The following is a 24,046-nucleotide window of genomic DNA, read 5'->3' on the forward strand; positions in this document are numbered from 1 at the left end:
GGGTAGCATGGTCGGCACGGCAGACGAGCCGGCCGGACGGCCGCGTCGGGATCCCCGGATCCCGCCGAGGAACGTCCGGGCTCCACAGGGCAGGGTGGTGGGTAACGCCCACCCGGGGTGACCCGCGGGACAGTGCCACAGAAAACAGACCGCCGGGGGCTTCGGCCTCCGGTAAGGGTGAAACGGTGGTGTAAGAGACCACCAGCGCCTGGGGTGACCCAGGCGGCTAGGTAAACCCCACTCGGAGCAAGGTCAAAAGGAGTCGTCCCCGGACGGCTCTGCGCGGACGATCGAGGGCTGCCCGCCCGAGTCCGCGGGTAGACCGCACGAGGCCGGCGGCAACGCCGGTCCTAGATGGATGGCCGTCTCCCCGGCGGCCGCGAGGCCGCCGGGTGACAGAACCCGGCGTACAGGCCGACTCGTCTGCCGCCTGTGCCTCCGGCCCGGGGTGGAGCCCCGCCGGCTTCGCCTGCCCGAAACCCGGGGAGTCCCCGGGGAGCTCCGGTTCGAGGTGTCACCTGCCTGCCGCGTGCCTCCGGGCCTCGCCGCCGCTTCCCCGAATCCACGCCTTTGCCCTCCCGTTCCCCCGCCCGGCGCGCGGGTGCGCGCCGGGCGGGCGGGTCAGCGGAGGTGGGACGTGTCGTTGAGGAGGCGGAGGGAGGCGTTGCCGTCGCCGTAGTAGGCGACCGCCGAGAGGGACGCCGCCGCCAGTTCCATGCGGAACAGGGACTCCGGCGGGGCGCCGAGGGCCAGGCGGACCAGGATCTTCACCGGGGTGACGTGCGTGACCAGCAGCACGGTGCGGCCCCGGTGCGCGGCCAGCAGCCGGTCGCGGGCCGCGGAGATCCGCCGGGTGGCGGCCGCGAAGCTCTCGCCGCCGCCCGTCGGGGCGGCCTTCGGGGATTCCAGCCAGGCCTGGAGGTCGTCCGGGTGGCGTTCCTGCACCTCGCCGAAGGTCAGCCCCTCCCAGGCGCCGAAGTCGACTTCGCGCAGGCCCTCTTCGACGGTGACGCCGAGGCCGAGCCGGTCCGCGACCGTCTGCGCGGTCTCCCGGCAGCGGCGCAGCGGCGAGCTGACGACCGTCTGGATGGTGCCGCGCGCGGCCAGCGCCTCGGCCACCGCGTACGCCTGCCGGCGGCCCGCGGGGGACAGTTCGGGGTCGCTGCCGCCGCTGCCGGAGAAGCGCTTCTGCGGCGTGAGGGCCGTCTCGCCGTGCCTGAGCAGGACGAACGTCGACGGGGGGCCGAGGTCGGCGGGGCCCCAGCCCCGGCCTGCCTGCGGCGCCGCGGCGACCGGCGCGCCCTCGGCGGGAGCCGGCGCCCCTTCGGCAGCCGGGGCGGGGACCACGGCCGGTGCCGGAGTGGCCGTGGCCGGCGCGGTGGCGGCCTGTGCCTCCGCGGGCGCCGTCGCCGCTGTCGCCGCGGCAGCGGACCCCGCGGTCGCCGTCGAGGCGGCCAGGGCTGCGCGGACCGCGGCCGCGCCTGCCGCGGCGTCGCCCGGGGGGCCCGACGGCGGCGGTGCGGCCAGGGTGCGGGCCGCCGACGCGTCCAGGGCGGCCGCCGAGGCGGACGGCTCCCACTGCCGGCCGGCCCGCCCCGCGTCCATCGCCTCGTTGGCGAGCCGGTCCGCGTGCCGGTTCCGCTCGCGCGGGATCCACTCGTAGGTGACCCGGCCGCGCGGCAGGACCGCCGCCGCCTCCGCCGCGAGCGGCTTCATGTCGGGGTGCTTGATCTTCCAGCGGCCCGACATCTGCTCGACGACGAGCTTGGAGTCCATCCGGACCTCGACCGCCGCCTCGGGGTCCAGCTCGCGGGCGGCCTTCAGCCCGGCGATCAGCCCCCGGTACTCGGCCACGTTGTTCGTGGCGACGCCGATGTACTCGGCGCGCTCCGCCAGCGTCTGTCCCGTCTCCGGGTCCAGGACGACCGCGCCGTAGCCGGCGGGCCCCGGGTTGCCCCGGGATCCGCCGTCCGCCTCCACGACCAGCCGGGGCATCAGATGCCCGAGTCCGCCGTACGGACCAGGATGCGGCCGCAGTTGTCGTGCCGGACGACCCGGTTCGCGGCCGCCGCCTTGATCTCGTTGACCTCGGCCATGTCGAGCTCCAGCCGGCAGCCCTCGCAGCGGCGCTGGTACAGGCGGGCCGCGCCGACGCCGCCCTGCTTGGCGCGGATCTTCTCGTACAGGGCCACCAGGTCCGCGGGGAGGGAGGCGGCGACGAGCTCGCGCTCCTTCGTGATGCGGGCGGTCTCCGCGTCGAGCTCGCCGGTGGCGGCGTCGCGCCGGGAGGTGGCGTCCGCGAGCTTCGCCTCCAGGGCGGAGACGCGCTCGGTGAGCTCACCGACGCGCTCCTGCGCGGCCTCCAGGCGCTCCATCACCTCGAGGACGACGTCCTCCAGGTCGGCCTGGCGCTTGGCGAGCGAGACGACCTCGCTCTGCAGGTTCGCCAGGTCGCGCGGGGACATGCCGGCGCCCGAGTCGAGCCGCTGCTGGTCGCGGGCGGCCCGCTGGCGGACCTGGTCGACGTCCTGCTCGGCCTTGGCCTGCTCGCGGGCGGCGTCGCTCGCCTGCGTCTGCGCCGCCACGAGCAGGTCGCGCTGCTGGGACAGGTCCTTGGTCAGCGAATCGACCTCGGCGTGCTCCGGCAGCGACGTCCGCTTGTGGGCGAGCTGCGACAGCCGCACGTCCAGGGCCTGGACGTCGAGGAGTCGGATCTGGTCGGCGGGCTCGGCGTTCAGTTGGGGGCTCCAGGGGTAGTCGGGGAGGTTGCGGACGGCGCGTGCGCCGTCCAGGGGTCGGTGACCTTGCGGGACACGTGGGTGCGCAGGCCCCATCCGTGGCGCTCGGAGACGGCGTCGAGCTGGGCCGCGGCCTGCTCGCACCAGGGCCACTCGGTGGCCCAGTGGGCGGCGTCGACGAGCGCGAGGGGGCTCTGCTCGCGGGCCTCGGACGCCGGGTGGTGGCGCAGGTCGGCGGTGAGGAAGACGTCCACGCCGGCCGCCCGCACCTGCGCGAACAGGCTGTCGCCGGAGCCGCCGCTGACGGCGGCGGTGCGGACGGTCATGTCGGGGTCGCCGGCGACGCGGATGCCCTGCGCGGTCCGCGGCAGCCGGGCGGCGGCGCGGGCCGCGAACTCGCGGAGGGTCTCCGGGCGGTCGAGTTCGCAGATCCGGCCGAGGCCGCGGCGGCCCTGCGGGTCGGTCGGGTCCGGCACCAGCGGGCCGGTGATCCGCAGGTCGAGTGCACCGGCGAGGGCGTCGGAGACGCCGGGGTCGGCCGTGTCGGCGTTGGTGTGGGCGACGTGCAGCGCGATGTCGTTCTTGATCAGCGTGTGCACGGCGCGGCCCTTGAACGTGCCGGCGGAGACCGTGGTGGTGCCGCGGAGGTAGAGGGGGTGGTGGGTGACGAGCAGGTCGGCGCCCAGCTCCACCGCCTCGTCGACGACCTCCTGCACGGGGTCGACCGCGAACAGGACCCGCGCGACCTCGGCATCGGGGTCGCCGCAGACGGTTCCGACCGCGTCCCACTCCTCGGCCCGCGAGGGGGGCCAGAGAGCGTCCAGCGCGGCGATGACTTCAGAGAGACGTGGCACAGGCCAAGGCTACCGTCCGTACGGAATCGGAAAGCTCCGCCCGCGGCGCTCCCGCCGCGGGCACCGGGCGGGCAGCACAGGCGGCGGCGCGGCCCGGCGCGAAACGCCGCCGGGCCACCCTTAAGGGTGAAGCGTGGGAGGTCGTGTTGTTCGGCTGGAAGTGCGAAAACTAGCTTCCTCACCGGAGGTGACGCACGGATGACTGTCTGTGCCATCGAGATCACGACGGCTGCCCCGTTCACCATCGCCGCGGACGGCTCGTACGCGGCCCGGCTCGCCGGGAGCGGCGAGGCCCGCTACCCGGAGCGCTGGACGCTGGCCGGCCCCGAGCCGTACGCGGTGCCGCTGCCGCTGGCCCAGCCCGAGGAGGCCGACAGCGAGGTGCAGCCGCTCGCCGACGGGCGGGTCCTGATCCACCGGCGGGTCGCGGACCGGCACGCCTTCGCCCTGCTGTACCCGACGGGCGGCGCCGGGGCCGGGCCGCGGACGGGCGAGCTCGCCCTGGGCTCGGTGGTCCCGGGCCGGGAGGGCGTACGGGTGTCCCTGCTGCCCCCGCCGCCCGGCGGGGCGGCCGCCTACGCGCTGGCCTCCTCGGTCGGCGGCTCCGCCGTCTGGCGGGTGGCGGGCGGCCCCTTCGGGCCCGTGGCCCGGATCCCCGGCCGCTGCACCGGCGGCGTCTGGCTGGACCGCGGCGGCCGCATGCTGGCCCTGGACCGCGAGCGGGAGGGCACGGTGAAGGCCGTCGCCGTGGACCTGGGGCGCGGCGAGGCCACCCCGCTGCTGCAGATCGCGGACGGCAGCGAGGACCGGCTGCTGTTCGCCGACCCCGACAGCGGGCTGGTGCTGGTCCGGTCGGACGCGGCGGGCGAGCCCCGCCTGGGCTGGGGCGTCCTCGGCAGCGCCCGGCCGGTCCGCTTCCCGGAGTGCCTGCGCGGCCTGCCGGCGGTCCCGTTCGCGGTCCAGCCGGGCCGGGCGCTGATGCCGGAGACGTGCGGGGTCGCGTTCCGGCTGGAGGAGGGCGCGGGCGGCTGGGGCGACGTCGCCCTGTGGCGGCCCGCCGACCGGCGCGTCTTCCGTCTCGCCGCGCCGGCCGGCTGGCTCGGCACCGGCGTGTGGGGCGCCGACGGCCGCCTCCGGCTGCCGTACTCCACGTCCGAGGTGCCCTGCGGGATCGCCGGCGTGGCGATGCCCGACGCACCTCCGAGCCCGCTCCGGGTCGAGGCCCCGCCCACCGCCGCCCCGGCCGCGCCGGGGGCGGTGCCGGGGGCGGCGGCCGAGCCGGTGCCGCCCCGCCCGGTGCCGCTCCAGCAGGCCCCGCTCCGGACCGCCGCGCCCTGACCGGCCCCGCGCCCGGCCGGTCCGCTCCTACCCGGCCGCCGCCTGGCCGTGCCGCAGGCCGAACACCTCGGCCGCGGCGAAGGTCTCGCCGTCCGGGCGGCCCGCGTAGTGGGGCGTGAGGAGCGCGTCCAGCTCCTCGTACGAGAAGACGTCCTTGGCGGTGTCGAACACGGCCGCCACCCGGGGCCGCTCCATCACGGCGACGATCCCGCCGTGGACGACGAGCAGCTGCCCGTTCACCCGCCCCGCGGCCGGCGAGGCCAGGTAGCCGACGAGCGGGGCGACGTGCTCGGGGGCCAGCGGGTCGGGGCGGCCGTCGTCCGGCACGCCGAACCCGGCGAAGACGTCCTCCGTCATCCGGGTCCGCGCCCGCGGGCAGATCGCATTGGCCGTGACCCCGTACTTGGCGAGGGCGAGCGCGGTCGAGGTGGTCAGGCCGACGATGCCGCCCTTGGCCGCCGCGTAGTTCGGCTGGCCGGCCGAGCCGCCGAGGAAGGCCTCGGAGGAGGTGTTGACGATCCGCCCGAAGACCGGGCCGCCCGCCGCCTTCGACCGCTCCCGCCAGTGCGCGGCGGCGAAGCGGGTGGTGTTGAAGTGGCCCTTGAGGTGGACGCGGACCACCGAGTCCCATTCGTCCTCAGACATGGAGAACACCATCCGGTCGCGGAGGATCCCGGCGTTGTTGACCAGGACGTCCAGCTTGCCGAAGGTGTCGACGGCCAGTTCGACGAGTTCGCGGGCCTGCCCGAAGTCCGCCACGTCCCCGGCGTGCGCCACGGCCCGGCCGCCCGCCGCGCGGATCTCCTCGGCGACCTCCTGTGCCGGGCCGGCGGACGCGTCGCCCGAGCCGTCGCGGCCGGTCCGGCCCAGGTCGTTGACGACCACGGCGGCGCCGAGGCGGGCCAGTTCCAGCGCCTCGGCGCGGCCGAGGCCCCGGCCGGCGCCGGTGACGACGGCGGACAGTCCCTCAAGCGGAAGCGGCATCTGCGGGTTCCTCTCCGACGGGCGTACGGGCGTACGGGCGCGGGCGTGTGGGGAGCTAGAGCTCGATGCAGGTGCGCAGGGCCGTCCCGGTGCGCATCTGGTCCAGGGCGTCGTTGACCTCGGCGAGCTGCACCCGGTGCGTGATCAGCCCGGCGAGGTCGACACGGCCGGCCCGCCACAGGGCGATGGTGCGCTCGTAGGACCGCAGCACGTCCCCGCCGCCGTACATGGACGGCAGGATCCGCTTCTCGTCGAAGAAGAGGGAGAACATGTCGACGGAGTACTCGTCGTCGAGGGCGCCCGCGCCGACCACGACGACGGAGCCGCCGCGCCGGGTCATCTCGTACGCGGTCCGCACGGTCGCGGACCGGCCCACGACCTCGAAGACGTAGTCGAACCCCTCGCCGCCGGTGATCCGCTGCCGGGCGTCGGCGAAGGCGTCGGGTGCGACCGCCTCGGTGGCGCCGAACCGCAGCGCCGCCTCGCGCCGGGCGGCGACCGGGTCGACGGCGACGACCTGAGCGGCGCCCTGCACCTTGGCGCCCTGGACGACGGAGATGCCGACGCCGCCGCAGCCGATGACGGCGACGGACGACCCGGCCTCGACCTGCGCCGTGTTGATCGCCGCGCCGAGCCCGGTGGTGACGCCGCAGCCGATGAGCGCGGCGATGTCGTACGGCACGTCGTCGGGGATCTTCACCGCGCAGGCGGCGGGGACGACGAGCTCCTCGGCGAAGGTGCCGGTGCCGGCGAACCCGAAGACGTCGCCGCCGGCGGCGCGCCGGAAGTTCGGGGTGGCGGCGTTCCCGAAGGCCGCCAGGCACAGGTGCCCCTGGCCGCGCCGGCACGCCGGGCAGTCCCGGCAGGGCGGCAGCCAGCAGACGAGGACGCGGTCGCCGACCGCATGGGTGGTGACGCCGTCCCCGACGTCGGTGATCTCGCCCGCGCCCTCGTGCCCGGGGACGAACGGCGCGGGCTGCGGCAGCACCCCGCTCATCGCGGACAGGTCGGAGTGGCACAGGCCGGTGGCCCTGATGCGGATCCGCACCCGGCCGGGCCCGAAGCCCACGGCCTCCATGTCGTCGACGACCTCGAGCTTGTCCTGGCCTATCTCGCTCTGCAGCGCTGCGCGCACGGTGCGGCTCCTCGGCTTGGGGCTACTGGGGTGCGGGTGGCTGGGGGGGCAGGGGCGGCTGTGCGGCTAGCCGTGCTCGACGACGGTGTCGGCGAGGACGGGGGCGTCGCCCCGCTCGGCCGCGCCCACCTCGACGCGCACCCGGCCGGGCTCCTCCCACATCCGGATCCGCAGCGTCTCCCCCGGGTAGGCGACGCCGGCGAACCGGGTGCGGTAGGCGCGGACGCGGGTGACGTCCCCGCCGAGCGCGGTGTCGACGACGGCCTTGAGGGCCATCCCGTACGAGCACAGGCCGTGCAGGATCGGGCGGTCGAAGCCGGCCGTCTTGGCGAACTCGGGGTCGGCGTGCAGCGGGTTCCAGTCCCCGGAGAGCCGGTAGAGCAGCGCCTGCTCCTCGCGGACGGGGCGCTCCACGACCCGGTCGGGGGCCCGGTCGGGGGTCTCGGAGCGGGCGGAGGGGCCGCGGTCGCCGCCGAAGCCGCCCTCTCCGCGGACGAAGATCTGCGCGTCACTGGTCCACAGGGGGCCGTCGGCGTCGGCGACCTCGGAGCGGAGCACGATGACGGCGGCCTTGCCCTTGTCCCAGACGGCCGCGACCTTGGACGAGGCGGTCGCCCTGCCCGCCACGGGGATGGGCCGGTGCAGCTCGATGGAGTGGCCGCCGTGCAGGACGGCGGCGAGGTCGACCTCGATCCCCGGTGCGGAGAGCCCGCCGAGCATGGCCATGCCGGCGCCGGCGACGGTGGCGAAGCTGGGCAGGACGTGGAGCCGGGACTCCAGGGTGTAGCGGAGCTCGTCGGGGTCGGTGGCGGGGATGCCGGCGCCGAGGCCCAGGTGGTAGAGCTGGATGTCCTTGTGGTCCCAGGCGATGTCCCCGCGGCGGGGGTCGGCGGCGAGGGCCCTGGCGGCGTCGATCGGCATGGGGATGGTGCTCCTTGTCCGTGGAAGACCTCGGCGCGGTCGTCCGCACCGTCGGCCGCACCGAGGTCGCATGCGGGACCGGTTCTAGAACGCGTTCCAGTGTCCACCGGTGAGGCATGTATAACGCACGCCCCACCACATGGGAAGGCTGCTGACTGCGTGTCAGATGGACGTGTCCGGGAGCGTGTTGCAACCGCCGGCGCGAGGCTGCGCCCTACGCTGGCGGCGTGGACGAACTGCCGGCGGACCGCCGCCCCGCCGGGTCACTGCGGGTGCTCCTCTTCCCGCCGGACCCGGCGCTCGCACTGCGGCTGGGGCTCCAGCCGGACATCGAGATGGTCGCCTCCGCGACGGCCCGGCCCGCGGTGGCGCTGGTCCAGGAGCTGTCGGCCGTCACCGCGCTGCGGGAGGAGGACCCCGAGTGCCGGGTGCTGGTGATGGCCGGCTCGGCGCGCCCCGGGCTGCTGGACGCAGCCCTGGCGGCGGGGGCGGCCGGGCTGGTGGTGCGGGACGGGCCGCTGGAGGAGCTGGCGGACGCCGTCCGGCGCGCCTCCCGCGGCGAGACGGTGGTCGACCCGGCCCTGGCAGCCCCCGCCCGCCCCGACCCCGGCTCCGGCGGCCTCAGCGGCGCAGCAGGGTGACGACGGCCGCGCCGCCCAGGCCGATGTTGTGGGCCAGCCCGACCGCGGCCCCGCGGACCTGCCGGTCCCCGGCCTCCCCGCGCAGCTGCCAGACCAGTTCGGCGGTCTGTGCGAGCCCGGTGGCGCCCAGCGGGTGGCCCTTGGAGATCAGCCCGCCGGAGGGGTTGACCACCCAGCGTCCGCCGTACGTCGTCGCGCCGCTCTCCACGAGGGGGCCCGATTCCCCGTCGGCGCACATGCCGAGGGCCTCGTAGGTCAGGAGCTCGTTGACGGAGAAGCAGTCGTGGAGCTCGATGACGTCGACGTCGTCGACGCCGAGGCCGGCGGCCGCGAAGGCCTGCCGGGCCGCGGCCGCCGTCACCGGCTTGCCGACGACGTCGATGCAGGAGCCGGAGGCGAAGGTGGCCGGGGTGTCGGTGGCCATCGCCTGCCCGGCGATCTCGACGGCCTCGGCGTGCAGTCCGTGCCGTACGAGGAACCGCTCGGAGACGACGACGGCCGCGGCGGCGCCGTCCGAGGTGGGCGAGCACTGGAGCCGGGTCAGCGGTTCGTGGACGGGCTTCGCGGCGAGGACCTCCTCGACCGTGTACACGTCCCGGAACTGGGCGTACGGGTTGTCCGCGGAGTGCCGGTGGTTCTTCGCGGCGACCGCCGCGAGCTGCTCCGGGGTGGTGCCGTACCGCTCCATGTGCTCGCGGGCGGCGTTCCCGAAGAGCTGCGCGGTCGGCGGCGACTGCCCGAAGCCGTGCCGGGCGGCCATGATCCCGTAGTGCCGGGCGACCGGGGAGGCCCCGAAGTCGCCCGCGCCGGCCCCGGAGCCGAGGGAGCCCTTCTTCATCTTCTCGAAGCCGAGGGCCAGCACGCAGTCGGCGAGCCCGCCCGCGACGAGCTGCCGGGCCACCACCAGGGCGGTGGCGCCGGTCGCGCAGTTGTTGTTCACGTTGTAGACGGGGACGCCGGTCAGCCCCAGCCCGTACGCGGCACGCTGCCCGGCGGTGGAGGGCTGGAAGCAGTAGCCGACGGCGACGTGCTCGACCTGCTCGTAGCCGATCCCTGCGTCCGCGAGGGCGGCCCGGCCGGCCTCCTCGGCGAGCTCCCAGTACGGCCGGTCGGCCGTCTCGGGCTTCTCGAAGCGGGTCATCCCGACTCCGGCGACGTACGACTTCATGCCCGTCCCGTCCCTTCCTTCAGTCCCTGGGGAGGCCGAGGATCCGCTCGGCGACGACGTTCAGCTGGACCTGCGTGGTGCCCCCGGCGATGGTCAGGCAGCGGGACAGCAGCATCCCGTGGACGGCCCGCTCCCCCGGCCCCTCCCGTACGGCGCCCTCGGGGCCGAGGAGCTCCAGGGCCAGTTCGGCGACCCGCTGCTGGTGCGCGGTCTGCACGAGCTTGCGGATCGAGGCGCCGGCGCCCGGCTCCAGCCCGGAGACCTGCCGGAGCGTGGTGCGCAGCCCGATGCAGGCCAGTGCGTGGGCTTCGGCGGCCAGTGCCCCGAGGCGGGCTCGGCGGGCGCCGTCGAGTCCGGGGGCGCGGGCGAGGAGCGCCTCCAGGCCGGTGCCGAAGGCGACCTGGTCGGCCATGTGGACGCGCTCGTTGCCGAGGGTGGTGCGGGCGACGGCCCAGCCGTCGCCGGGCTTGCCGAGGAGGGCGTCGGCGGGCAGCAGCGCGCCGTCGAACCAGACCTCGTTGAAGAGGGTGTCACCGGTGATCTCGCGCAGCGGCCGGATGTCGATGCCGGGGGTGGCGCGCATGTCGACGAGGAAGCAGCCGAGGCCGCGGTGGCGGGGGGCGTCCGGGTCGGTGCGGGCGAGGAGGATGCCGTGGTCGGCGGTGCGGGCGGCGCTCGTCCACACCTTCTGGCCGGTGATCCGCCAGGCCCCGTCCGGGCCGGTCCGCTCGGCCCGGGTGCGCAGGGAGGCGAGGTCGGATCCGGCGCCGGGCTCGGAGAAGAGCTGGCACCAGGCGAGGTCGCCGAGCAGGGTGGCGGGGAGGTAGGCGGCCTGCTGCCCGGGGGTGCCGTGGGCGATCAGGGAGGGCACGACCCAGGTGGCGATCCCGAGGTCGGAGATCCGTACGCCGGCCCGGGCCAGCTCCTGCGCGACGACGAGCTGTTCCAGGGGCCCGGCGCCGAGTCCCCAGGGGGGCGGCAGGTGCGGGGCGGCGTACCCGGTGGGGGCGAGGGCGCGGCGGGCGCCGGCCGGGTCGAGGCCGCGGGCGCCTTCGGCGGCGCGGCGGGCGGCGGGCCGGTACCGCTCGGCCTGCGGGGGGAGGTCGGTGCGGACCTCGCGGCGGGCGCCGGCGGCGGCGAGGTCCGCGGCGTGCAGCCGGTGCTCGTCGCCGGGGCCGAGGAGCTGGCGGGCCACGAGGGCCCGCCGCAGGTGGAGGTGGGCGTCGTGCTCCCAGGTGAAGCCGGTGCCGCCGAGGATCTGGATGCAGTCCTTGGCGCATCCGTACGAGGCGTCCAGGGCGGTGGCGGCGGCGAGCGCGGCGGCGAGCGGGCGGCCGGCGGGCGGCCCGTCGGCGGCGCGGGCGGCGTCCCAGGCCAGGGCGCGGGCCTGCTCCAGGCGGACGAGCATGTCGGCGCACAGGTGCTTGACGCCCTGGAAGCGGCCGATGGGCCGGCCGAACTGCTCGCGGACCTTGGCGTGTTCGGCGGCGGTGTGCACGGCCCAGGCGGCGGTGCCGCAGGCGTCGGCGGCGAAGAGGGTGCGGGCGAGGTCGCGGACGAGGCCGTCGTCGAGGGCGAGGAGCCGGTCGGGCGGGACGGGGGTGCGCAGGGCCCGTACCTCGGCGGTGGGGCGGGTCGGGTCGGGGCGGTGTGGGTGCGGACGGCGAGGGCGGCGGTGTCGACGGCGAACCAGCGGGTGCCGGCGGGGGTGGCGGCGGCGAGGAGGACGAGGTCGGCCTCGCCGGCGCCGAGGACGGGAGGGGCGAGGCCGTCGAGGAGGTGTCCGCCGCCGGGGGCGGGGGCGGCGGTCAGGGTGCCGGGCCCGAGGGCGACGGCCCCGATGCGGGTGCCGTCGGCGAGCGCGGCGGCCAGGTCGGCGGCTCCGGCCCGGTCCAGCAGGGCGGAGGCGAGGGAGCTGGGCAGGAAAGGGCCGGGCAGCGCGGCGCGGGCGGCCTCCTCGACGGCGACGGCCAGGTCGAGGAGGGTGCCGCCCTCCAGGTGGGGGGCGAGGAGCCCGGCTGCGGCGAGGCCGTCCCACCAGGCGGGGCGCTCCCCGGTGCGGGGCGGCGCGTCCAGCAGGGCGCGGACCCGGTCGGGCGGGACGTGGCGGGCGGCCCAGCCGCGCACGGCGGCGGCCAGGTCCTGCTGCTCCTGCGTGATGGCGATGCCCATGCGGATCCTGCCGCCCCTCCGGTGCCCCGACGTCCCGGCGGACGCGCCCGGGGTACCCGGCGGCGCGACCGCGGGCCAGGGTAGAACACGTTCCATTCTGACGGAAGGTCAGATGCATGGCGGGGAGCGGCGGTTGTCGGGTGCCGCAACGGGACGCGGCCGAAATCGCTCTGGATCCGGCCCGTTCCCGAATGATCGAATCCGGGGGCGGCCCAGGCCGCCGCCCCCCGCAGCCGCCTCCGGGAAGGAAACGGCCCGTGCACCCCCTTCCGTACGCGGACCTCCACGCGCTGGTCCCCCTCGACGTCGAGGCGGAACTGGACGCCGCCATCCGGCGGCTGGGGCCGGAAGCGGACGCGCGCGCCGCCCGCGGCGCGGTCGCGGGGCTGCTGCGCCGCCACCCGCTGCGGCACCCCCTGTGGCTGCTGCCGCTGCTCGTGCACGGAACGGAGACCGGCGAACCCGCCCCCGCCGCCCCGCTCGCCGCCCTGCACGTGCTGTGGTGGACCTCCGCCTGCCACCTCGACGACCTGGCCGACGCCCCCGGCCGTACGGGCCGCGGGGAGTCCGGGGCCGTGACCGGGGCCGGAGCCGGCCCGAGCGAGGAGCTGATGGCCGCCTTCCTCGCCGGGAGCGTCCTGCCGCTGCGGATCGTCGAGGCCCTTCCCGCCCCGCCCGCGACACGCGCCGCCCTGGCCTCCGAGGTCCTGACCGCCTGGACCGCCGCCGCGGAGGGGCAGCTGGCCGACATCGGCACGACCGCCGCGCACGCCACCCCGGAATCCGCGGTCGCCGCCTACCGCGGGAAGTCCGGCGGCCCCTACTCGATGATCACCGCGATGGCGGCGCGGCTGTCGGGGGCGGAGCCGCAGCGCGTGGAGTCCTGGCGGGAGTTCGGCGCCCTGTTCGGCATCCTGTGGCAGCTGTTCAACGACCAGGAGGACATCCTGACCGGCCGGCACGAGGACCTCCGCAACGGCACACCGACCCACCTGCTCGCCTGCGCCCTCGAAGGCGCCGCCCCACCCGCCGGCCGGGACCGCCTGCTCGCCCTGTCCGAGGCCGCGCGCCGGTCCGCCGCCGCCCGGTCGGAGCTCCTGGCGGCCCTCCTCGCGCCCGCCGTGCTCGACCGCCACCGCGCCGGCCTCGGCGCGTTCCGCGCCCGTGCCCACCGCGTGCTCGCCGCGCTCGGCGGCCACGAGCGGTACCTGCCGGCGCTGCAGCGCCTCGTGGACCATGCGTCGGCGCTGCTGCTCCCGCCGCCCGGCCCTGCCGCGGACGCGCAGCCGACCCGGCCGTGGCGGCCTACCGGGCGGTAGGGCAGCATGGGCTCCGCCCACGCGCAGCACAGGAGGAACCCATGGCCCCCGCCGCCACCCCCAAGCCGGAGACCCTCGCCGCCTTCGAGGCCGCCAAGGGCTTCATGCCCCTGCGCGAGGGGCTCGCGCTGTACGAGGCGGCCGCCGCGGCCGCTGCGCTCGGGCTGCCGCTGCTGGAGGTGGGCACGTACTGCGGGCGCTCGACGATCCTGCTGGCCGACGCCGCCCGGGAGGCCGGCGTGAGCGCCGTCACCGTCGACCACCACCGCGGCAGCGAGGAGCAGCAGCCGGGCTGGGAGTACCACGACCCGACCGTCGTCGACCCCGAGATCGGGCTGATGGACACCCTGCCGACCTTCCGCCGCACCCTGCACCGGGCGGGGCTGGAGGAGCACGTCGTCGCCGTCGTGGGCCGGTCCCCGCAGGTCGCCGCCGTCTGGGGCGGCCCGCTCGGCTTCGTCTTCATCGACGGCGGCCACACCGACGAGCACGCCGCCGGCGACTACGAGGGGTGGGCCCCGCACCTGGCCGAGGGCGGCACCCTCGCGATCCACGACGTCTTCCCCGACCCGGCCGACGGCGGGCAGGCCCCGTACCGGATCTACCTGCGCGCTCTGGACTCCGGCGCGTTCGAGGAGGTCTCGGCGACCGACTCGCTGCGAATCCTGCGCCGCACCGGGCCCGGCATCTGAGCAGGCGCCGGCCGCCCGGGGCACACGGGGCACACGGGGCATATCAGCACACGATCGCACCGCGCCCTCGGACGGCCCAGTGCCCGGCCGCGCAAGCGGGCCCGGTCTAGCATCGCGCCGTGCGCTACGACGACAGCCCCCCGCAGCCCGAGACCGCCCCCGCGCCCGGCGCGGACCGTCGGCGCTTCGCGCGCCGCTCCGCCCTCGCCGTCGCCGCGGCGGTCATCGCCCCGACCACCCTGGCCGGCTGGGTCCTGGTCCAGGTCGGCACCGGTGCCGGGGCGGACGACGCCCGTCCGCCCCGCATCGCGGCGCCGGCCGCGATGGGCACCGGCACACCGACCGCCACCCCGACCTCCACCGCCTCACCGACCGCCACCGCCTCCGCGAGCTCCTCCCCGAGCACCGGCCCCTCGGCGAGCGGCGGCCCAGCGCCCTCCCCCGGCGCCACCTCCCCCCTCGCCGGCAAGACCGTGGTCATCGACCCCGGGCACAACACCGGCAACTTCGACCACAGCCGCGAGATCAACCAGCAGGTCGACATCGGGACCGCCCGCAAGGAGTGCGACACCACCGGCACCACCACCCGCGCCGGCTACAAGGAAGCCGACTTCACCCTCGACGTCTCCCGCCGGCTGCGCACCCTCCTCGAAGGCCGCGGCCTGAAGGTGGTGTTCACGCACGAGGCCGACCGCGCCTGGGGGCCCTGCATCACCGAGCGGGCCCGCATCGGCAACGAGGCGAACGCCGACGCCGTCGTCTCCGTCCACGCGGACGGCGTCTCCGAGGGCAGCCGCGGCTACCACGTCATCCTCCCCGCCAAGGTCAAGGGCGGCGCCGCGGACACCGCCGCGATCGTCGGCCCGTCCCGGACGCTCGGCGAGCGGATCGCCGCGAACTTCGCGCGCGCCACCGGCTCCGGCCCCGCCAACTACCTCGGCGGCGGCACCGGTTTGGTCGTCCGCGACGACCTCGGCGGCCTCAATCTCTCGACCCGGCCCAAGGTGTTCGTCGAATGCGGCAACATGCGTGACAGCAAGGACGCGGCGCTGCTGACGAGTCCGCAGTGGCGGCAGAAGGCCGCGCAGGGCATCGCGGACGGGATCGTCGGCTTCCTCGGCGGGTAGTCCTCACGAGGGGGGGCGGCCTGCCGCCCCGGTCCTCTCGGCCGCGGGAAACCTCCGTACCATGGTCCAGCCCGCCCCCTGCTCCTGGTTGCACGACCGCACCACGAGACGACCGAGACCGAGAAGGACACCTAAGACGTGAACATCCGCTCCCTCACTCGAGGCGACGGCGTGGTGATCGGAGCAGCGGTGCTGCTGTTCATCGCCTCGTTCCTCGATTTCTACTCCGCGACCGGCCTGGACCTGCCGAGCGTGTGGGACACCGACGTCTACCGGCTGGCGCTGCCGTCCGTCTTCCTGCTGGGCTTCATCGCCGCCGGCCTGCTCGTCGCCGGCCGCTTCCTGCCGGCGGGCCGCCAGCTCGCCGGCCTGCCGCTGTCGGCGTGGGGGACGGTCCTCGCGGTTTCCGCCGCCTGGTCCTCGCTGTGGTCGCTCATCACCAGCCCGAGCGGCGCCGACCTGGGTGCGGGCTGCATCATCGCCTTCCTCGCCACCCTCGTCCTGGCCGGCACCGCCCTCTTCGGCGAGAAGGTCCCGGCGCTCGCCGGCCCGCTGCTCCCGGAGGCCCGCCCGGCCGCGCCGGCGCCGTACGGCGGCCAGCCGCAGCCGGGCACCGGGTACGGCTACCCGGGCGGCCAGCAGCCCCCCGGCTACGGCGCCACCCCGCAGCCCGCGCCGCCGTACGGCGGCACCCCGGGCCCGCAGGACGCGGCACCGGCCCCGGCGGCGGACTTCGCCCCGTTCTGGTTCGCCGTGCCGGTGGCCCGCCCGCTGTACGCGGAGGACGGCTCGCCGTCCCCGATCGCCGAACTCGCGCCCGGCACCTGGTACCTGGCGGTGGACCAGCGCGGCCCGTCCACGCTGATCGCCCAGACGCAGGACGGCCGCCGCGGTGTCCTGAACGACACCTCCGGCATCCAGCGCGGCTGACGCTCCGCAGACGGTTCCGACGGCCCTCCGCCCTTCCGGGCGGGGGGCCGTTGTCCTACAGTCGCCCCGTTCACTGACGCACCGTCAGAACCGGTCGGCGGAAGGGACCGCGCATGCGCCTCGGACTGGCACTCGGCTACTGGGGCCGCGGCCCCGACCCCTCCCACCTCGCCCTCGCCACCGAGGCCGAACGCCTCGGCTACTCCTCGGTGTGGACCGCCGAGGCCTGGGGCTCGGACGCCTTCACCCCGCTCACGTGGATCGCCGCGCACACCTCCCGCATCCTCCTCGGCACCGCCGTCGCGCAGATGGCCGCGCGCAGCCCGACCGCCACCGCCATGCACGCCCTCACCCTGGACCATCTCTCCGGCGGCCGCATGATGCTGGGCCTCGGCCTGTCCGGACCGCAGGTCGTCGAGGGCTGGTACGGGCGCCCGTTCCCGGCGAGCCCGCTGACCGCCACCCGCGAGTACGTCGACGTCGTCCGCCAGGTCCTGCGCCGCGAGGCACCCGTCGCCGTGGAGGGCCGCTTCCACAGCCACCCCTACCTCGGCCCCGACGCGACCGGCCTCGGCCGGCCCCTGCGGCCGATCACCCACCCGCTCCGCGCCGACCTGCCGCTGCTCCTCGGTGCGGAGGGCCCGCGCAACGTCGCCCAGACCGTCCGCATCGCCGACGGCTGGCTGCCCCTGTACTGGTCCCCGCTGCGGACCGGCACCTTCCGGGAGGCCCTCTCCGACCTGCCCGAGGGCTTCCTGATCGCTCCCATGGCGCGGGCCCGAGTCTGCGACGACGTCGCCGAGGGCCTGCTGCCCGTCAAGGCGATGCTCGGCTTCTACATCGGCGGGATGGGCCACGCCGCCCGCAACTTCCACGCCGACCTCATGGCCCGCATGGGCTTCGCGGAGGAGGCCCGCCGCATCCAGGAGCTGTTCCTCGCCGGGCGCAGGAAGGAGGCGGTGCTCGCCGTGCCCGACGCGTTCGCCGACGAGATCAGCCTGGTGGGGCCGCGCGAGCGGATCGCCGAGCGGCTGGAGCTGTGGCGCCGCGGCCCGGTCACCGACCTGCTGGTCACCGCCCCGGACCCGCACACCCTGCGCGTCCTCGCGGACCTCAACGCCTGACGTGCGCCGCCCGGCCGGGAAGAGCCCCGGCCGGGCGGCCGCGCCCGGCTATCCGCCGAGCTCGGAGACGCTGGGCACCTGGTCCTTGACGGGTGCGCCGGCGCTCTTGCCGGCGTCCTTCACGCCGTTGATGACGTTCTGGAAGGAGCTGATGTCGGCGTCGCCGACCTCGCCCTTGCGCAGCTTCGTCCCCATCTCCTTCAGGGATTCGATGCCCGCGGTCAGCGGGGCGAGCGCCTTCGACAGCAGCGGGTCGGCCTGGGCGTTGCCGACGGCCGCCTTCAGCCGGTTGTACGCGAACGCGCCCGCGAGGGCCGCCTTGATCAGCGTGAACGTGCGCCCGCTCGCTCCCTTGCGGAACTTGCCCTGCTGGTACGGCTTGATGATCCACTGGTAGGTGGCGCCGGCCGCGAGTCCCGCGTTCGCGACGAAGCGGGTCTTGGCGAACCTCTGGCGCTCGGCCGAGGTGGTGGGGGACGGCTCGGCCTCCGGGAGCGCGGCCCGGGCCGCGGCGTGCACGGCCTGCGCCCGCAGGGCGTCGGCCTGCTCCGCGTGCCCGAGGACCCGGGCGGCCGCGACGCCGTCGGAGGCGGCACCGCCGCCCTGGCCCCTCGCCCCGGCGGCCGCCGAGCCGCCGCACGCGGCACCTCCGGCGACCAGCGCGCCCGACAGCGCCAGCGCCGTCAGGCCGCGGCTGAATCGGATGCTCCTGCGTATCGACACGGTTGCCTCCCGATGGAGTGGGGTGTCCCCGGCAGCGTCACCCCCGGGCCCGGGCCCCGCCACTCGGGCCACCCGATCGGCCCACCCGGGTGGCGCGGGCGGTCCTCCGCCCGCACCATCCCCGCGGCAGCCGCAGCCGCTGCGTCCGCCGGTCGGCGGGCCCGTCAGGAGCGGCGGCAGCAGTCCGGCTCCAGCCCGGCGGGCAGCGACAGCCCCCCGAACACGGCCGTCGTGGCCTCGTCCCCGCCCAGCGCGGCGGCCGCCAGCAGCAGCGAGCCCGCCGTCCACGTCGTCTGCTCCACCGGCCAGACCGCCTCGTCCTCGAAGACGTAGCCGGTCCAGTACATGCCGTTCTCGGCGCGCAGGTGCGTGATGGAGCGCAGGATCTCCAGGGCCCGGTCCGACTCGCCGACCGCCCACAGGGCGAGCGCCAGCTCGCAGGACTCGCCGCCGGTCACCCACGGGTTGGGCAGCACGCAGCGCACCCCGAGGCCGGGGACGACGAACTCCTCCCACCGCTCCTCGATGCGCTCCTTGGCCGCCGCGCCGGTCACGGCTCCGCCGAGGACGGGGTAGTACCAGTCCATCGAGTAGCGGGACTTGTCCAGGAACCGCTCCGGGTGGCTGCGTATCGCGTGCCCGAGCGCGCCGGCCGCGAGCTCCCAGTCCGGCTGCGGGTCCTCGCGGTGCTCGGCGATCGCCAGCGCGCACCGCAGCGCCTGGTGGATCGAGGAGGAGCCGGTCAGCAGCGCGTCCGCGACGGGCGTGCCGTCGGCCTCGCGCTTCCAGCCGATCTCGCCGCCGGGCTGCTGGAGGTCCAGGACGAACTCGACGGCCGCGTACACGACGGGCCACATGAGCTCCAGGAACCGGTCGTCGCCGGTGGCCAGGTAGTGGTGCCACACCCCGACCGCCACGTACGCGGTGAAGTTGGTCTCCCGGCCGGCGTCCTGCGGGCTCACCGTGTCGACGCCGCCCGGCCGGTCGGCGTACGCCGCGTACCAGGAGCCGTCGGTGTTCTGGTGCCGGGCCAGCCACCGGTAGGCGCGCTCGGCGGCGGCGTGCTCGCCGGCCGCGTCGAGCGCCATGGCGGCCTCGGTGTGGTCCCACGGGTCGAGGTGGTGGCCGCGGAACCAGGGGATCGCGCCGTCGGGGCGCTGCACGGCGAGGATCCCCGCGACGGTCGCCGCGGCCTCCTCTGCCGTCAGCACCCCGTCCAGGGCGAGGCGTTCGGTGCGCCCGGTGGAGCTCACTGGGCGGCGCCGACGGGGAGGTGCGGCTTCGTCGCGTACACGACGAAGCTCTTGCCGATGACGGGGTTGAGGGCCTGCTCGGCGAGGCGCGTCGCGAGCGGCTTCTTCATGATGTCCCAGACCAGCAGCTTGTGGTACGCGCGGACGGGCAGGGCCTTGTCGTTGTCGACGCCGAAGGCGCACTTGAGCCACCAGTACGGGGAGTGCAGGCCGTGCGCGTGGTGGGTGCCGTACGGCTTGAGGCCGGCGGCCCGCATCTTGCCGAGCAGCTCGTCGGCCTTGTAGATGCGGATGTGGCCGCCCTCGACCTCGTGGTAGGCGTCGCTGAGCGCCCAGCACACCTTCTCCGGGCCGTAGCGGGGGACGGTGACGGCGATGCGCCCGCCCGGCTTGAGGACGCGGACCATCTCGGCGAGGACGCCCTTGTCGTCGGGGATGTGCTCCATCACCTCGGAGATGATGACGACGTCGAAGGAGTCGTCGGGGAAGGGCAGCGCGAGGGCGTCGCCCTCCATCGCGGTGGCGGTGGCGCCGGCCGGGGCCTCGCCGGCCTCCTTCATCGCGGCGAACCACTTGGCGACCTCGCGGATCTCCTCGCCGTTGCGGTCGACGGCGACGACCTGCGCGCCGCGCCGGTAGCACTCGAAGGCGTGCCGGCCTGCGCCGCAGCCCAGATCGAGCACGCGGTCGCCTGCGGCGAGCGGGAACCGGGAGAAATCGACGGTCAGCACGGGGTCCTGCCTTCGCGGTCGCGGGGGTGGGGAAACATTCAGCGGGTGCGGCGGGCCTGCGCGATCGCGGCCCGGTAGTGGGCCGCGGTGCCCTCGGCGGCCTTGGCCCACGTGAACCGGGCGAGGACCCGCGCGCGGCCGGCGGCGCCGAGCCGGGCCCGCAGCTGCGGGTCGCCGAGGAGCCGGCCGAGCGCGGCGGCCAGGGCCCCGGCGTCGCCGGGCGGCACCGCGAGGCAGGTCTCGCCGTCGGGTCCGGCGACCTCGGGGATCGCGCCGCCGGTGGTGGCGACCAGCGGGGTGCCGGTGGCCATGGCCTCGGCGGCGGGCAGCGAGAAGCCCTCGTACAGGGAGGGCACGCAGGCGGCCTGGGCGCTGCGGACGAGGTCGACGAGCTCGGCGTCCGTGACGCCCTTGACGAAGCGGACGGCGTCCTGGAGGCCGTACGTCTCGATGGCGCGGGCGACGGGCCCCTCCTCGGCGCGCCTGCCGACGACGACGAGGTGCGCGGCGGGCTGCTCGGTGCGCAGCTTGGCGAGGGCCTCGACGAGGAACACCAGGCCCTTGAGGGGCACGTCGGCGCTGGAGGTGGTGACGATCCGGCCGGGCACCTCGGCGACCGCGGGGTCGGGCGACCACAGGTCGGTGTCGGCGCCGATGTGGACGACGTGGATGCGCTCGCCGCGCACGCCGAGGTGCTCGGCGATCTCCTGCTTGGAGGAGCCGGAGACGGTCAGCACGGACGGCAGGCGGCGGGCGACGCGGGCCTGCATGCGCGTGAAGGCGTACCAGCGGCGGACGGAGAGGCGCCGCTTGCGGTCGGGGGCGGCGTCGAGCTCCAGCTGCCGGTCGACGGTGATCGGGTGGTGGATCGTGGTGACCAGCGGGGCGCCGAGGTCGCCGAGGAGGCCGTAGCCGAGGGTCTGGTTGTCGTGGATGACGTCGAACTCGCCGGCGCGGGCCGCGAGGTGGCGGCGGGCGCGCAGGGAGAAGGTCAGCGGCTCGGGGAAGCCGCCGGTCCACATGGTGGCGACCTCCAGCGCGTCGATCCAGTCGCGGAACTCCTCGCGCCGCGGGGTGCGGAAGGGGTCGGGCTGGCGGTAGAGGTCGAGACTGGGCAGCTCGGTCAGGGAGGCGCCCTCGTCGAGGACCGGATAGGGCTGTGCGCCGATCACCTCGACGGAGTGGCCGAGCCGGACGAGTTCCCGCGAAAGGTGCCGCACGTAGACGCCCTGGCCCCCGCAGAACGGGTTCCCCTTGTACGTCAGGAGTGCGATGCGCAACGGCCGGTCACCGTCCGTCACAGACCCTGCGAAAGGGCTCGTCACCACGGCCTCAGCGGTCACTCTCGGCCCCTTTCTGGCTGCAACTTTCGCCGGAGCGTAACCGCTCGGATAATGTAGAACAAGTTTCAGAGTTGATCCGTCGCGGACCATTGAATCTACCGGCCGGAAACCCCACCGTAAGAGGCGGAGCAGGTGATTCGCGCCACCACGCGGCGCCTGCCATGCTGGGCCCGCACCAGCCCGGAAAACGGCCCCGCACCTGCGGGGCGTCTCCAGCCAGCGGCACACCACGGAACGGGGCACATGACAGCGGAAGCGAAGGCCGTCACCACACCGGCGTCCCCTCCCCTGACCGAGCGCCAGGAGGCGCGCCGCCGCCGCATCCTGCACGCCAGCGCCCAACTGGCGGGGCGGGGCGGCTTCGACGCCGTCCAGATGCGCGAGGTCGCGGAGGCCGCGGGCGTCGCCCTCGGCACCCTCTACCGCTACTTCCCCTCCAAGGTGCACCTGCTCGTCGCCACGATGCAGGACCAGCTCCAGCACATGCACGCGACACTCCGCAAGCGCCCGCCGGCCGCGGAGGACCCGGCCGCCCGGGTCGCCGAGACGCTGATGCGCGCCTTCCGTGCCCTCCAGCGCGAGCCGCACCTCGCGGACGCGATGGTGCGCGCGCTGACGTTCGCGGACCGCAGCGTCAGCCCGGAGGTGGACACCGTCTCGCGGCTGACGACCGCGATCATCCTGGACGCGATGGGCCTGGACGCGCCGCCGACCGCGGAGCAGCTCTCGGCGGTCCGCGTCATCGAGCACACCTGGCACTCCGCGCTGATCACGTGGCTGTCGGGGCGGGCCTCGATCGCCCAAGTGAAGATCGACATCGAGACGGTCTGCCGGCTGATCGAGCTGACCGCCCCGCCCGAAAAGGCCTGAACCCGCCGTCGCCGCGGGGCGGCGCAGGGCGGCGCAGGGCCGGGCGGGGGCCCACCCCGCCCGGCGCGCCCGGCCCACCCGTCCCGGGCACCCCGGGCGCCTCACTCCTCGGGCGGGAACACCGCCTCCCCGCTCCCCGCGAGCGTGATCGAGATGGCTTCGACGGGGCAGCCCTCGGCCGCCGCGAGCACCGGCTCGCTCGCGTCGGCCTCCTCCCGCCGCGGGTGCGACTGCCGCGCCGCGTCCAGGGCGAAGCCCTCGGGGGCCAGGCCCGCGCACATGCCGGAGCCGATGCACACCCTCCGGTCGACCTCCACCCGCCACCGGTCGCCCACGGCTCAGGCCCCCGCCCCGTACCCGGCCGGCAGGTGGACCATCTTGTGCTCCAGGTACTCGCCGAACCCCTCCGGCCCGAACTCCCGTCCCAGGCCGCTGTTCTTGTAGCCGCCGAACGGCCCGAGCACGTCCAGGCTGAAGGTGTTCACGTTGAAGGTGCCCGTCCGCACCCCGCGGGCGAAGTCGATGCCCCGCTCGACGTCCGCCGTCCACACGCTGCCGCTCAGCCCGAACTCGGAGTCGTCCGCGATCCGCAGCGCCTCCGCCTCGTCCCCGTACGGGATGAGGCAGACCACGGGGCCGAAGATCTCCTCGCGGGCGATCCGCATCGCGTTGTCCACCTCCCCGAAGAGGGTCGGCTCGACGTACCAGCCGCGCTCCAGGCCGGCGGGCCGGCCGCCGCCGGCGAGGACCTTCGCGCCCTCTTCCTGCCCGATCCGGATGTACTCCAGCGACCTGCGCCGCTGCCGCTCGGCGACGAGCGGTCCGACCTGCGTCGCGGGGTCGAGGGGGTCGCCGACGACGAGGGCCCCGGCGGCCGCGGCGAGCGCCTCGGCGATCTCGCCGTAGCGGCTGCGGGGCGCGAGGATGCGGGTCTGGGCCACGCACGCCTGCCCGTTGTTCATCCAGGCGGCGGGCACGATCCCGGCGACGGCCGAGTCCAGGTCGGCGTCGGGCAGGATCACGGCGGCGGACTTGCCGCCCAGCTCCAGGGTGACCCGGGTCAGGTTCCGCGCGGCGACCTCCATCACCCGTCGGCCGGCGGCAGCCGAGCCGGTGAAGGACACCTTGTCCACGCCCGGGTGCCCCACCAGGTACTCGCTCACCTCCCGGTCGGCGGGCAGCACCGACAGCACCCCTTCCGGAAGCCCGGCCTCCCGCGCGATGCCGGCGAGGAGGTACGAGTCCAGGGGCGACTCGGGGGACGGCTTCAGCACCACCGACGACCCCGTCAGCAGCGCGGGCGCCAGCTTCGCCGCGGCCACGAACTGGGGGACGTTCCACGGGATGACGGCCGCGACGACGCCGACCGGCTCCCGCCGCACCAGGATCGGCCCGAGCGCCCCCTGTCGGCGCTCCTCGAACGGGAAGGCGCGCGCCACCTGGATCGCGGCGTCGTAGACCATCATCGGGCCGAGCGCCTGGGCGAGGATGCTCCAGGAGTACGGGGAGCCGTTCTGGGAGCTGATCGAGCGGGCGATCTCCTCGTGGCGGACGGCGAAGGCGTCCTTGATCCGCGCCACGACCGCGATCCGCTCCTCCAGCGGCATCCGCGGCCAGGGGCCCTCGTCGAAGGCCCGGCGGGCGGCGGCCACGGCGCGGTCCACGTCGCCCCGGGAGGCGTGCGGGACGCTGCCGATGACCTGCTCGGTGTGGGGGGAGACGACCTCGATCGTCCCGGCGCCCAGCGGATCCGCCCATTCCCCGCCGATGAACAGCTGTCCGTGGTCCACGCGCTCGGTCATGGCTGATGCCTCCTGCGGCTTGGCGTTCCGGAACTGATACCAGTTCCAGTTCGAGGAGTCCACGGCTCCGCACGGCCTGCGGAGATCCCGTACTGGCCATCCGGTCCGGCGCATGGTCGACTGGGGCTACCACTGCAACACGTTCTCGCCATGCGGCTCCGCCGGACGCAGACAGGACCCC

General features: G+C 75.7%; 21 protein-coding genes, 1 other RNA gene and 1 pseudogene. 9 read left to right on the forward strand and 14 right to left on the reverse strand.

Annotated features, from left to right (window positions below; genetic code table 11):
• Nucleotides 1-24: 24 nt before the first annotated feature.
• Nucleotides 25-426: RNase P RNA component class A (gene rnpB, locus IE170_RS20150), an RNA gene on the forward strand.
• Nucleotides 427-621: 195 nt separating this feature from the next.
• On the opposite strand, the gene IE170_RS20155 is transcribed toward rnpB, so the two are convergent.
• From IE170_RS20155 to IE170_RS20165, 3 genes are read right to left on the reverse strand one after another with little or no spacing between them, the layout of a single operon-like run.
• Nucleotides 622-1,995, reverse strand: coding sequence for a bifunctional RNase H/acid phosphatase (locus tag IE170_RS20155; RefSeq protein WP_189810806.1), 1,374 nt, complete (start codon nt 1,993-1,995; stop codon nt 622-624).
• On the reverse strand, nt 1,995-2,738 hold the full coding sequence (locus tag IE170_RS20160; protein ID WP_223856527.1) for a zinc ribbon domain-containing protein: 744 nt from the start codon (nt 2,736-2,738) through the stop codon (nt 1,995-1,997). The genes IE170_RS20155 and IE170_RS20160 overlap by 1 nt, the downstream gene beginning before the upstream one ends.
• Nucleotides 2,735-3,592, reverse strand: coding sequence for a Nif3-like dinuclear metal center hexameric protein (locus IE170_RS20165; protein WP_189810808.1), 858 nt, complete (start codon nt 3,590-3,592; stop codon nt 2,735-2,737). Before IE170_RS20165 ends, IE170_RS20160 begins: the two co-directional genes overlap by 4 nt.
• Nucleotides 3,593-3,790: 198 nt before the next feature.
• On the opposite strand from IE170_RS20165, the gene IE170_RS20170 reads away from it, so the two are divergent.
• Complete coding sequence (locus IE170_RS20170) at nt 3,791-4,930, forward strand: hypothetical protein (RefSeq protein ID WP_189810809.1); 1,140 nt, start codon at nt 3,791-3,793, stop codon at nt 4,928-4,930.
• Nucleotides 4,931-4,957: 27 nt separating this feature from the next.
• Here IE170_RS20170 and IE170_RS20175 read toward each other — a convergent pair whose 3' ends face one another.
• From IE170_RS20175 to chsH3, 3 genes are all read right to left on the reverse strand, one after another.
• Complete coding sequence (locus IE170_RS20175; protein ID WP_189810810.1) at nt 4,958-5,914, reverse strand: 3-oxoacyl-ACP reductase; 957 nt, start codon at nt 5,912-5,914, stop codon at nt 4,958-4,960.
• Between the two features lie 55 nt (nt 5,915-5,969).
• Complete coding sequence (locus IE170_RS20180) at nt 5,970-7,049, reverse strand: Zn-dependent alcohol dehydrogenase (RefSeq protein WP_189810811.1); 1,080 nt, start codon at nt 7,047-7,049, stop codon at nt 5,970-5,972.
• A gap of 66 nt (nt 7,050-7,115) precedes the next feature.
• A complete protein-coding gene (gene chsH3 / locus IE170_RS20185) occupies nt 7,116-7,970 on the reverse strand; it encodes an enoyl-CoA hydratase ChsH3 (RefSeq protein ID WP_189810812.1) in 855 nt (284 codons plus the stop codon).
• Nucleotides 7,971-8,197: 227 nt separating this feature from the next.
• On the opposite strand from chsH3, the gene IE170_RS20190 reads away from it, so the two are divergent.
• On the forward strand, nt 8,198-8,611 hold the full coding sequence (locus tag IE170_RS20190) for a response regulator (RefSeq protein WP_189810813.1): 414 nt from the start codon (nt 8,198-8,200) through the stop codon (nt 8,609-8,611).
• Here IE170_RS20190 and IE170_RS20195 read toward each other — a convergent pair.
• Together IE170_RS20195 and IE170_RS20200 are read right to left on the reverse strand one after the other, a co-directional pair.
• Complete coding sequence (locus IE170_RS20195; RefSeq protein WP_189810814.1) at nt 8,592-9,779, reverse strand: thiolase C-terminal domain-containing protein; 1,188 nt, start codon at nt 9,777-9,779, stop codon at nt 8,592-8,594. The two genes, IE170_RS20190 and IE170_RS20195, sit on opposite strands and share 20 nt — an antisense overlap.
• Before the next feature lie 19 nt (nt 9,780-9,798).
• Nucleotides 9,799-11,951: pseudogene (locus IE170_RS20200) on the reverse strand (acyl-CoA dehydrogenase family protein).
• A gap of 257 nt (nt 11,952-12,208) precedes the next feature.
• Between IE170_RS20200 and IE170_RS20205 the strand changes: the two are divergent.
• From IE170_RS20205 to IE170_RS20225, 5 genes are all read left to right on the forward strand, one after another.
• Entirely contained in the window at nt 12,209-13,270 is a 1,062-nt protein-coding gene (locus tag IE170_RS20205) for a polyprenyl synthetase family protein (protein ID WP_229884993.1), read from the forward strand.
• Nucleotides 13,271-13,311: 41 nt separating this feature from the next.
• Complete coding sequence (locus IE170_RS20210) at nt 13,312-13,962, forward strand: class I SAM-dependent methyltransferase (RefSeq protein WP_189810816.1); 651 nt, start codon at nt 13,312-13,314, stop codon at nt 13,960-13,962.
• A 119-nt stretch (nt 13,963-14,081) separates the two neighbouring features.
• A complete protein-coding gene (locus tag IE170_RS20215) occupies nt 14,082-15,089 on the forward strand; it encodes an N-acetylmuramoyl-L-alanine amidase (protein WP_189810817.1) in 1,008 nt (335 codons plus the stop codon).
• A gap of 138 nt (nt 15,090-15,227) precedes the next feature.
• On the forward strand, nt 15,228-16,019 hold the full coding sequence (locus tag IE170_RS20220; RefSeq protein WP_189810818.1) for a DUF5336 domain-containing protein: 792 nt from the start codon (nt 15,228-15,230) through the stop codon (nt 16,017-16,019).
• A 113-nt stretch (nt 16,020-16,132) separates the two neighbouring features.
• Nucleotides 16,133-17,143 (forward strand): LLM class F420-dependent oxidoreductase, encoded by a 1,011-nt coding sequence (locus tag IE170_RS20225; RefSeq protein ID WP_189810819.1) that lies wholly within the window; start codon nt 16,133-16,135, stop codon nt 17,141-17,143.
• A gap of 48 nt (nt 17,144-17,191) precedes the next feature.
• On the opposite strand, the gene IE170_RS20230 is transcribed toward IE170_RS20225, so the two are convergent.
• The 4 genes from IE170_RS20230 to IE170_RS20245 all read right to left on the reverse strand — a co-directional run bounded on the left by IE170_RS20230 (nt 17,192) and on the right by IE170_RS20245 (nt 21,193).
• On the reverse strand, nt 17,192-17,860 hold the full coding sequence (locus IE170_RS20230; protein ID WP_189810911.1) for a hypothetical protein: 669 nt from the start codon (nt 17,858-17,860) through the stop codon (nt 17,192-17,194).
• 170 nt (nt 17,861-18,030) lie between these two features.
• The gene (locus IE170_RS20235) at nt 18,031-19,119 is read right to left on the reverse strand and encodes a prenyltransferase/squalene oxidase repeat-containing protein (RefSeq protein WP_189810820.1); all 1,089 of its coding nucleotides are present in this window, start codon (nt 19,117-19,119) and stop codon (nt 18,031-18,033) included.
• Complete coding sequence (locus IE170_RS20240) at nt 19,116-19,850, reverse strand: class I SAM-dependent methyltransferase (protein WP_125545201.1); 735 nt, start codon at nt 19,848-19,850, stop codon at nt 19,116-19,118. The genes IE170_RS20235 and IE170_RS20240 overlap by 4 nt, the downstream gene beginning before the upstream one ends.
• 38 nt (nt 19,851-19,888) lie before the next feature.
• Nucleotides 19,889-21,193: a glycosyltransferase family 4 protein gene (locus IE170_RS20245; RefSeq protein ID WP_189810821.1), complete on the reverse strand. Its 1,305-nt coding sequence runs from the start codon at nt 21,191-21,193 to the stop codon at nt 19,889-19,891.
• 243 nt (nt 21,194-21,436) lie between these two features.
• Here IE170_RS20245 and IE170_RS20250 point away from each other — a divergent pair, with 243 nt between their 5' ends.
• Nucleotides 21,437-22,063 (forward strand): TetR family transcriptional regulator, encoded by a 627-nt coding sequence (locus IE170_RS20250; protein ID WP_189810822.1) that lies wholly within the window; start codon nt 21,437-21,439, stop codon nt 22,061-22,063.
• 101 nt (nt 22,064-22,164) lie between these two features.
• On the opposite strand, the gene IE170_RS20255 is transcribed toward IE170_RS20250, so the two are convergent.
• Together IE170_RS20255 and IE170_RS20260 are read right to left on the reverse strand one after the other, a co-directional pair.
• Nucleotides 22,165-22,398: a ferredoxin gene (locus tag IE170_RS20255; protein WP_189810823.1), complete on the reverse strand. Its 234-nt coding sequence runs from the start codon at nt 22,396-22,398 to the stop codon at nt 22,165-22,167.
• A 3-nt stretch (nt 22,399-22,401) separates the two neighbouring features.
• A complete protein-coding gene (locus tag IE170_RS20260) occupies nt 22,402-23,865 on the reverse strand; it encodes an aldehyde dehydrogenase (protein ID WP_189810824.1) in 1,464 nt (487 codons plus the stop codon).
• Nucleotides 23,866-24,046 lie beyond the last annotated feature (181 nt).

It is taken from the genome of Streptomyces toxytricini (genome assembly GCF_014649915.1).
Classification (GTDB): domain Bacteria; phylum Actinomycetota; class Actinomycetes; order Streptomycetales; family Streptomycetaceae; genus Streptomyces; species Streptomyces toxytricini.

What these genes read in the sequence shown, in the direction of transcription:
- IE170_RS20260 (WP_189810824.1), bottom strand. Translation starts at nt 23,865, where the DNA reads ATGACCGAGCGCGTGGACCACGGACAGCTGTTCATCGGCGGGGAATGG.
- IE170_RS20170 (WP_189810809.1), top strand. Translation starts at nt 3,791, where the DNA reads ATGACTGTCTGTGCCATCGAGATCACGACGGCTGCCCCGTTCACCATC.
- IE170_RS20250 (WP_189810822.1), top strand. Translation starts at nt 21,437, where the DNA reads ATGACAGCGGAAGCGAAGGCCGTCACCACACCGGCGTCCCCTCCCCTG.
- IE170_RS20225 (WP_189810819.1), top strand. Translation starts at nt 16,133, where the DNA reads ATGCGCCTCGGACTGGCACTCGGCTACTGGGGCCGCGGCCCCGACCCC.
- chsH3 (WP_189810812.1), bottom strand. Translation starts at nt 7,970, where the DNA reads ATGCCGATCGACGCCGCCAGGGCCCTCGCCGCCGACCCCCGCCGCGGG.
- IE170_RS20155 (WP_189810806.1), bottom strand. Translation starts at nt 1,995, where the DNA reads ATGCCCCGGCTGGTCGTGGAGGCGGACGGCGGATCCCGGGGCAACCCG.
- IE170_RS20195 (WP_189810814.1), bottom strand. Translation starts at nt 9,779, where the DNA reads ATGAAGTCGTACGTCGCCGGAGTCGGGATGACCCGCTTCGAGAAGCCC.
- IE170_RS20175 (WP_189810810.1), bottom strand. Translation starts at nt 5,914, where the DNA reads ATGCCGCTTCCGCTTGAGGGACTGTCCGCCGTCGTCACCGGCGCCGGC.
- IE170_RS20210 (WP_189810816.1), top strand. Translation starts at nt 13,312, where the DNA reads ATGGCCCCCGCCGCCACCCCCAAGCCGGAGACCCTCGCCGCCTTCGAG.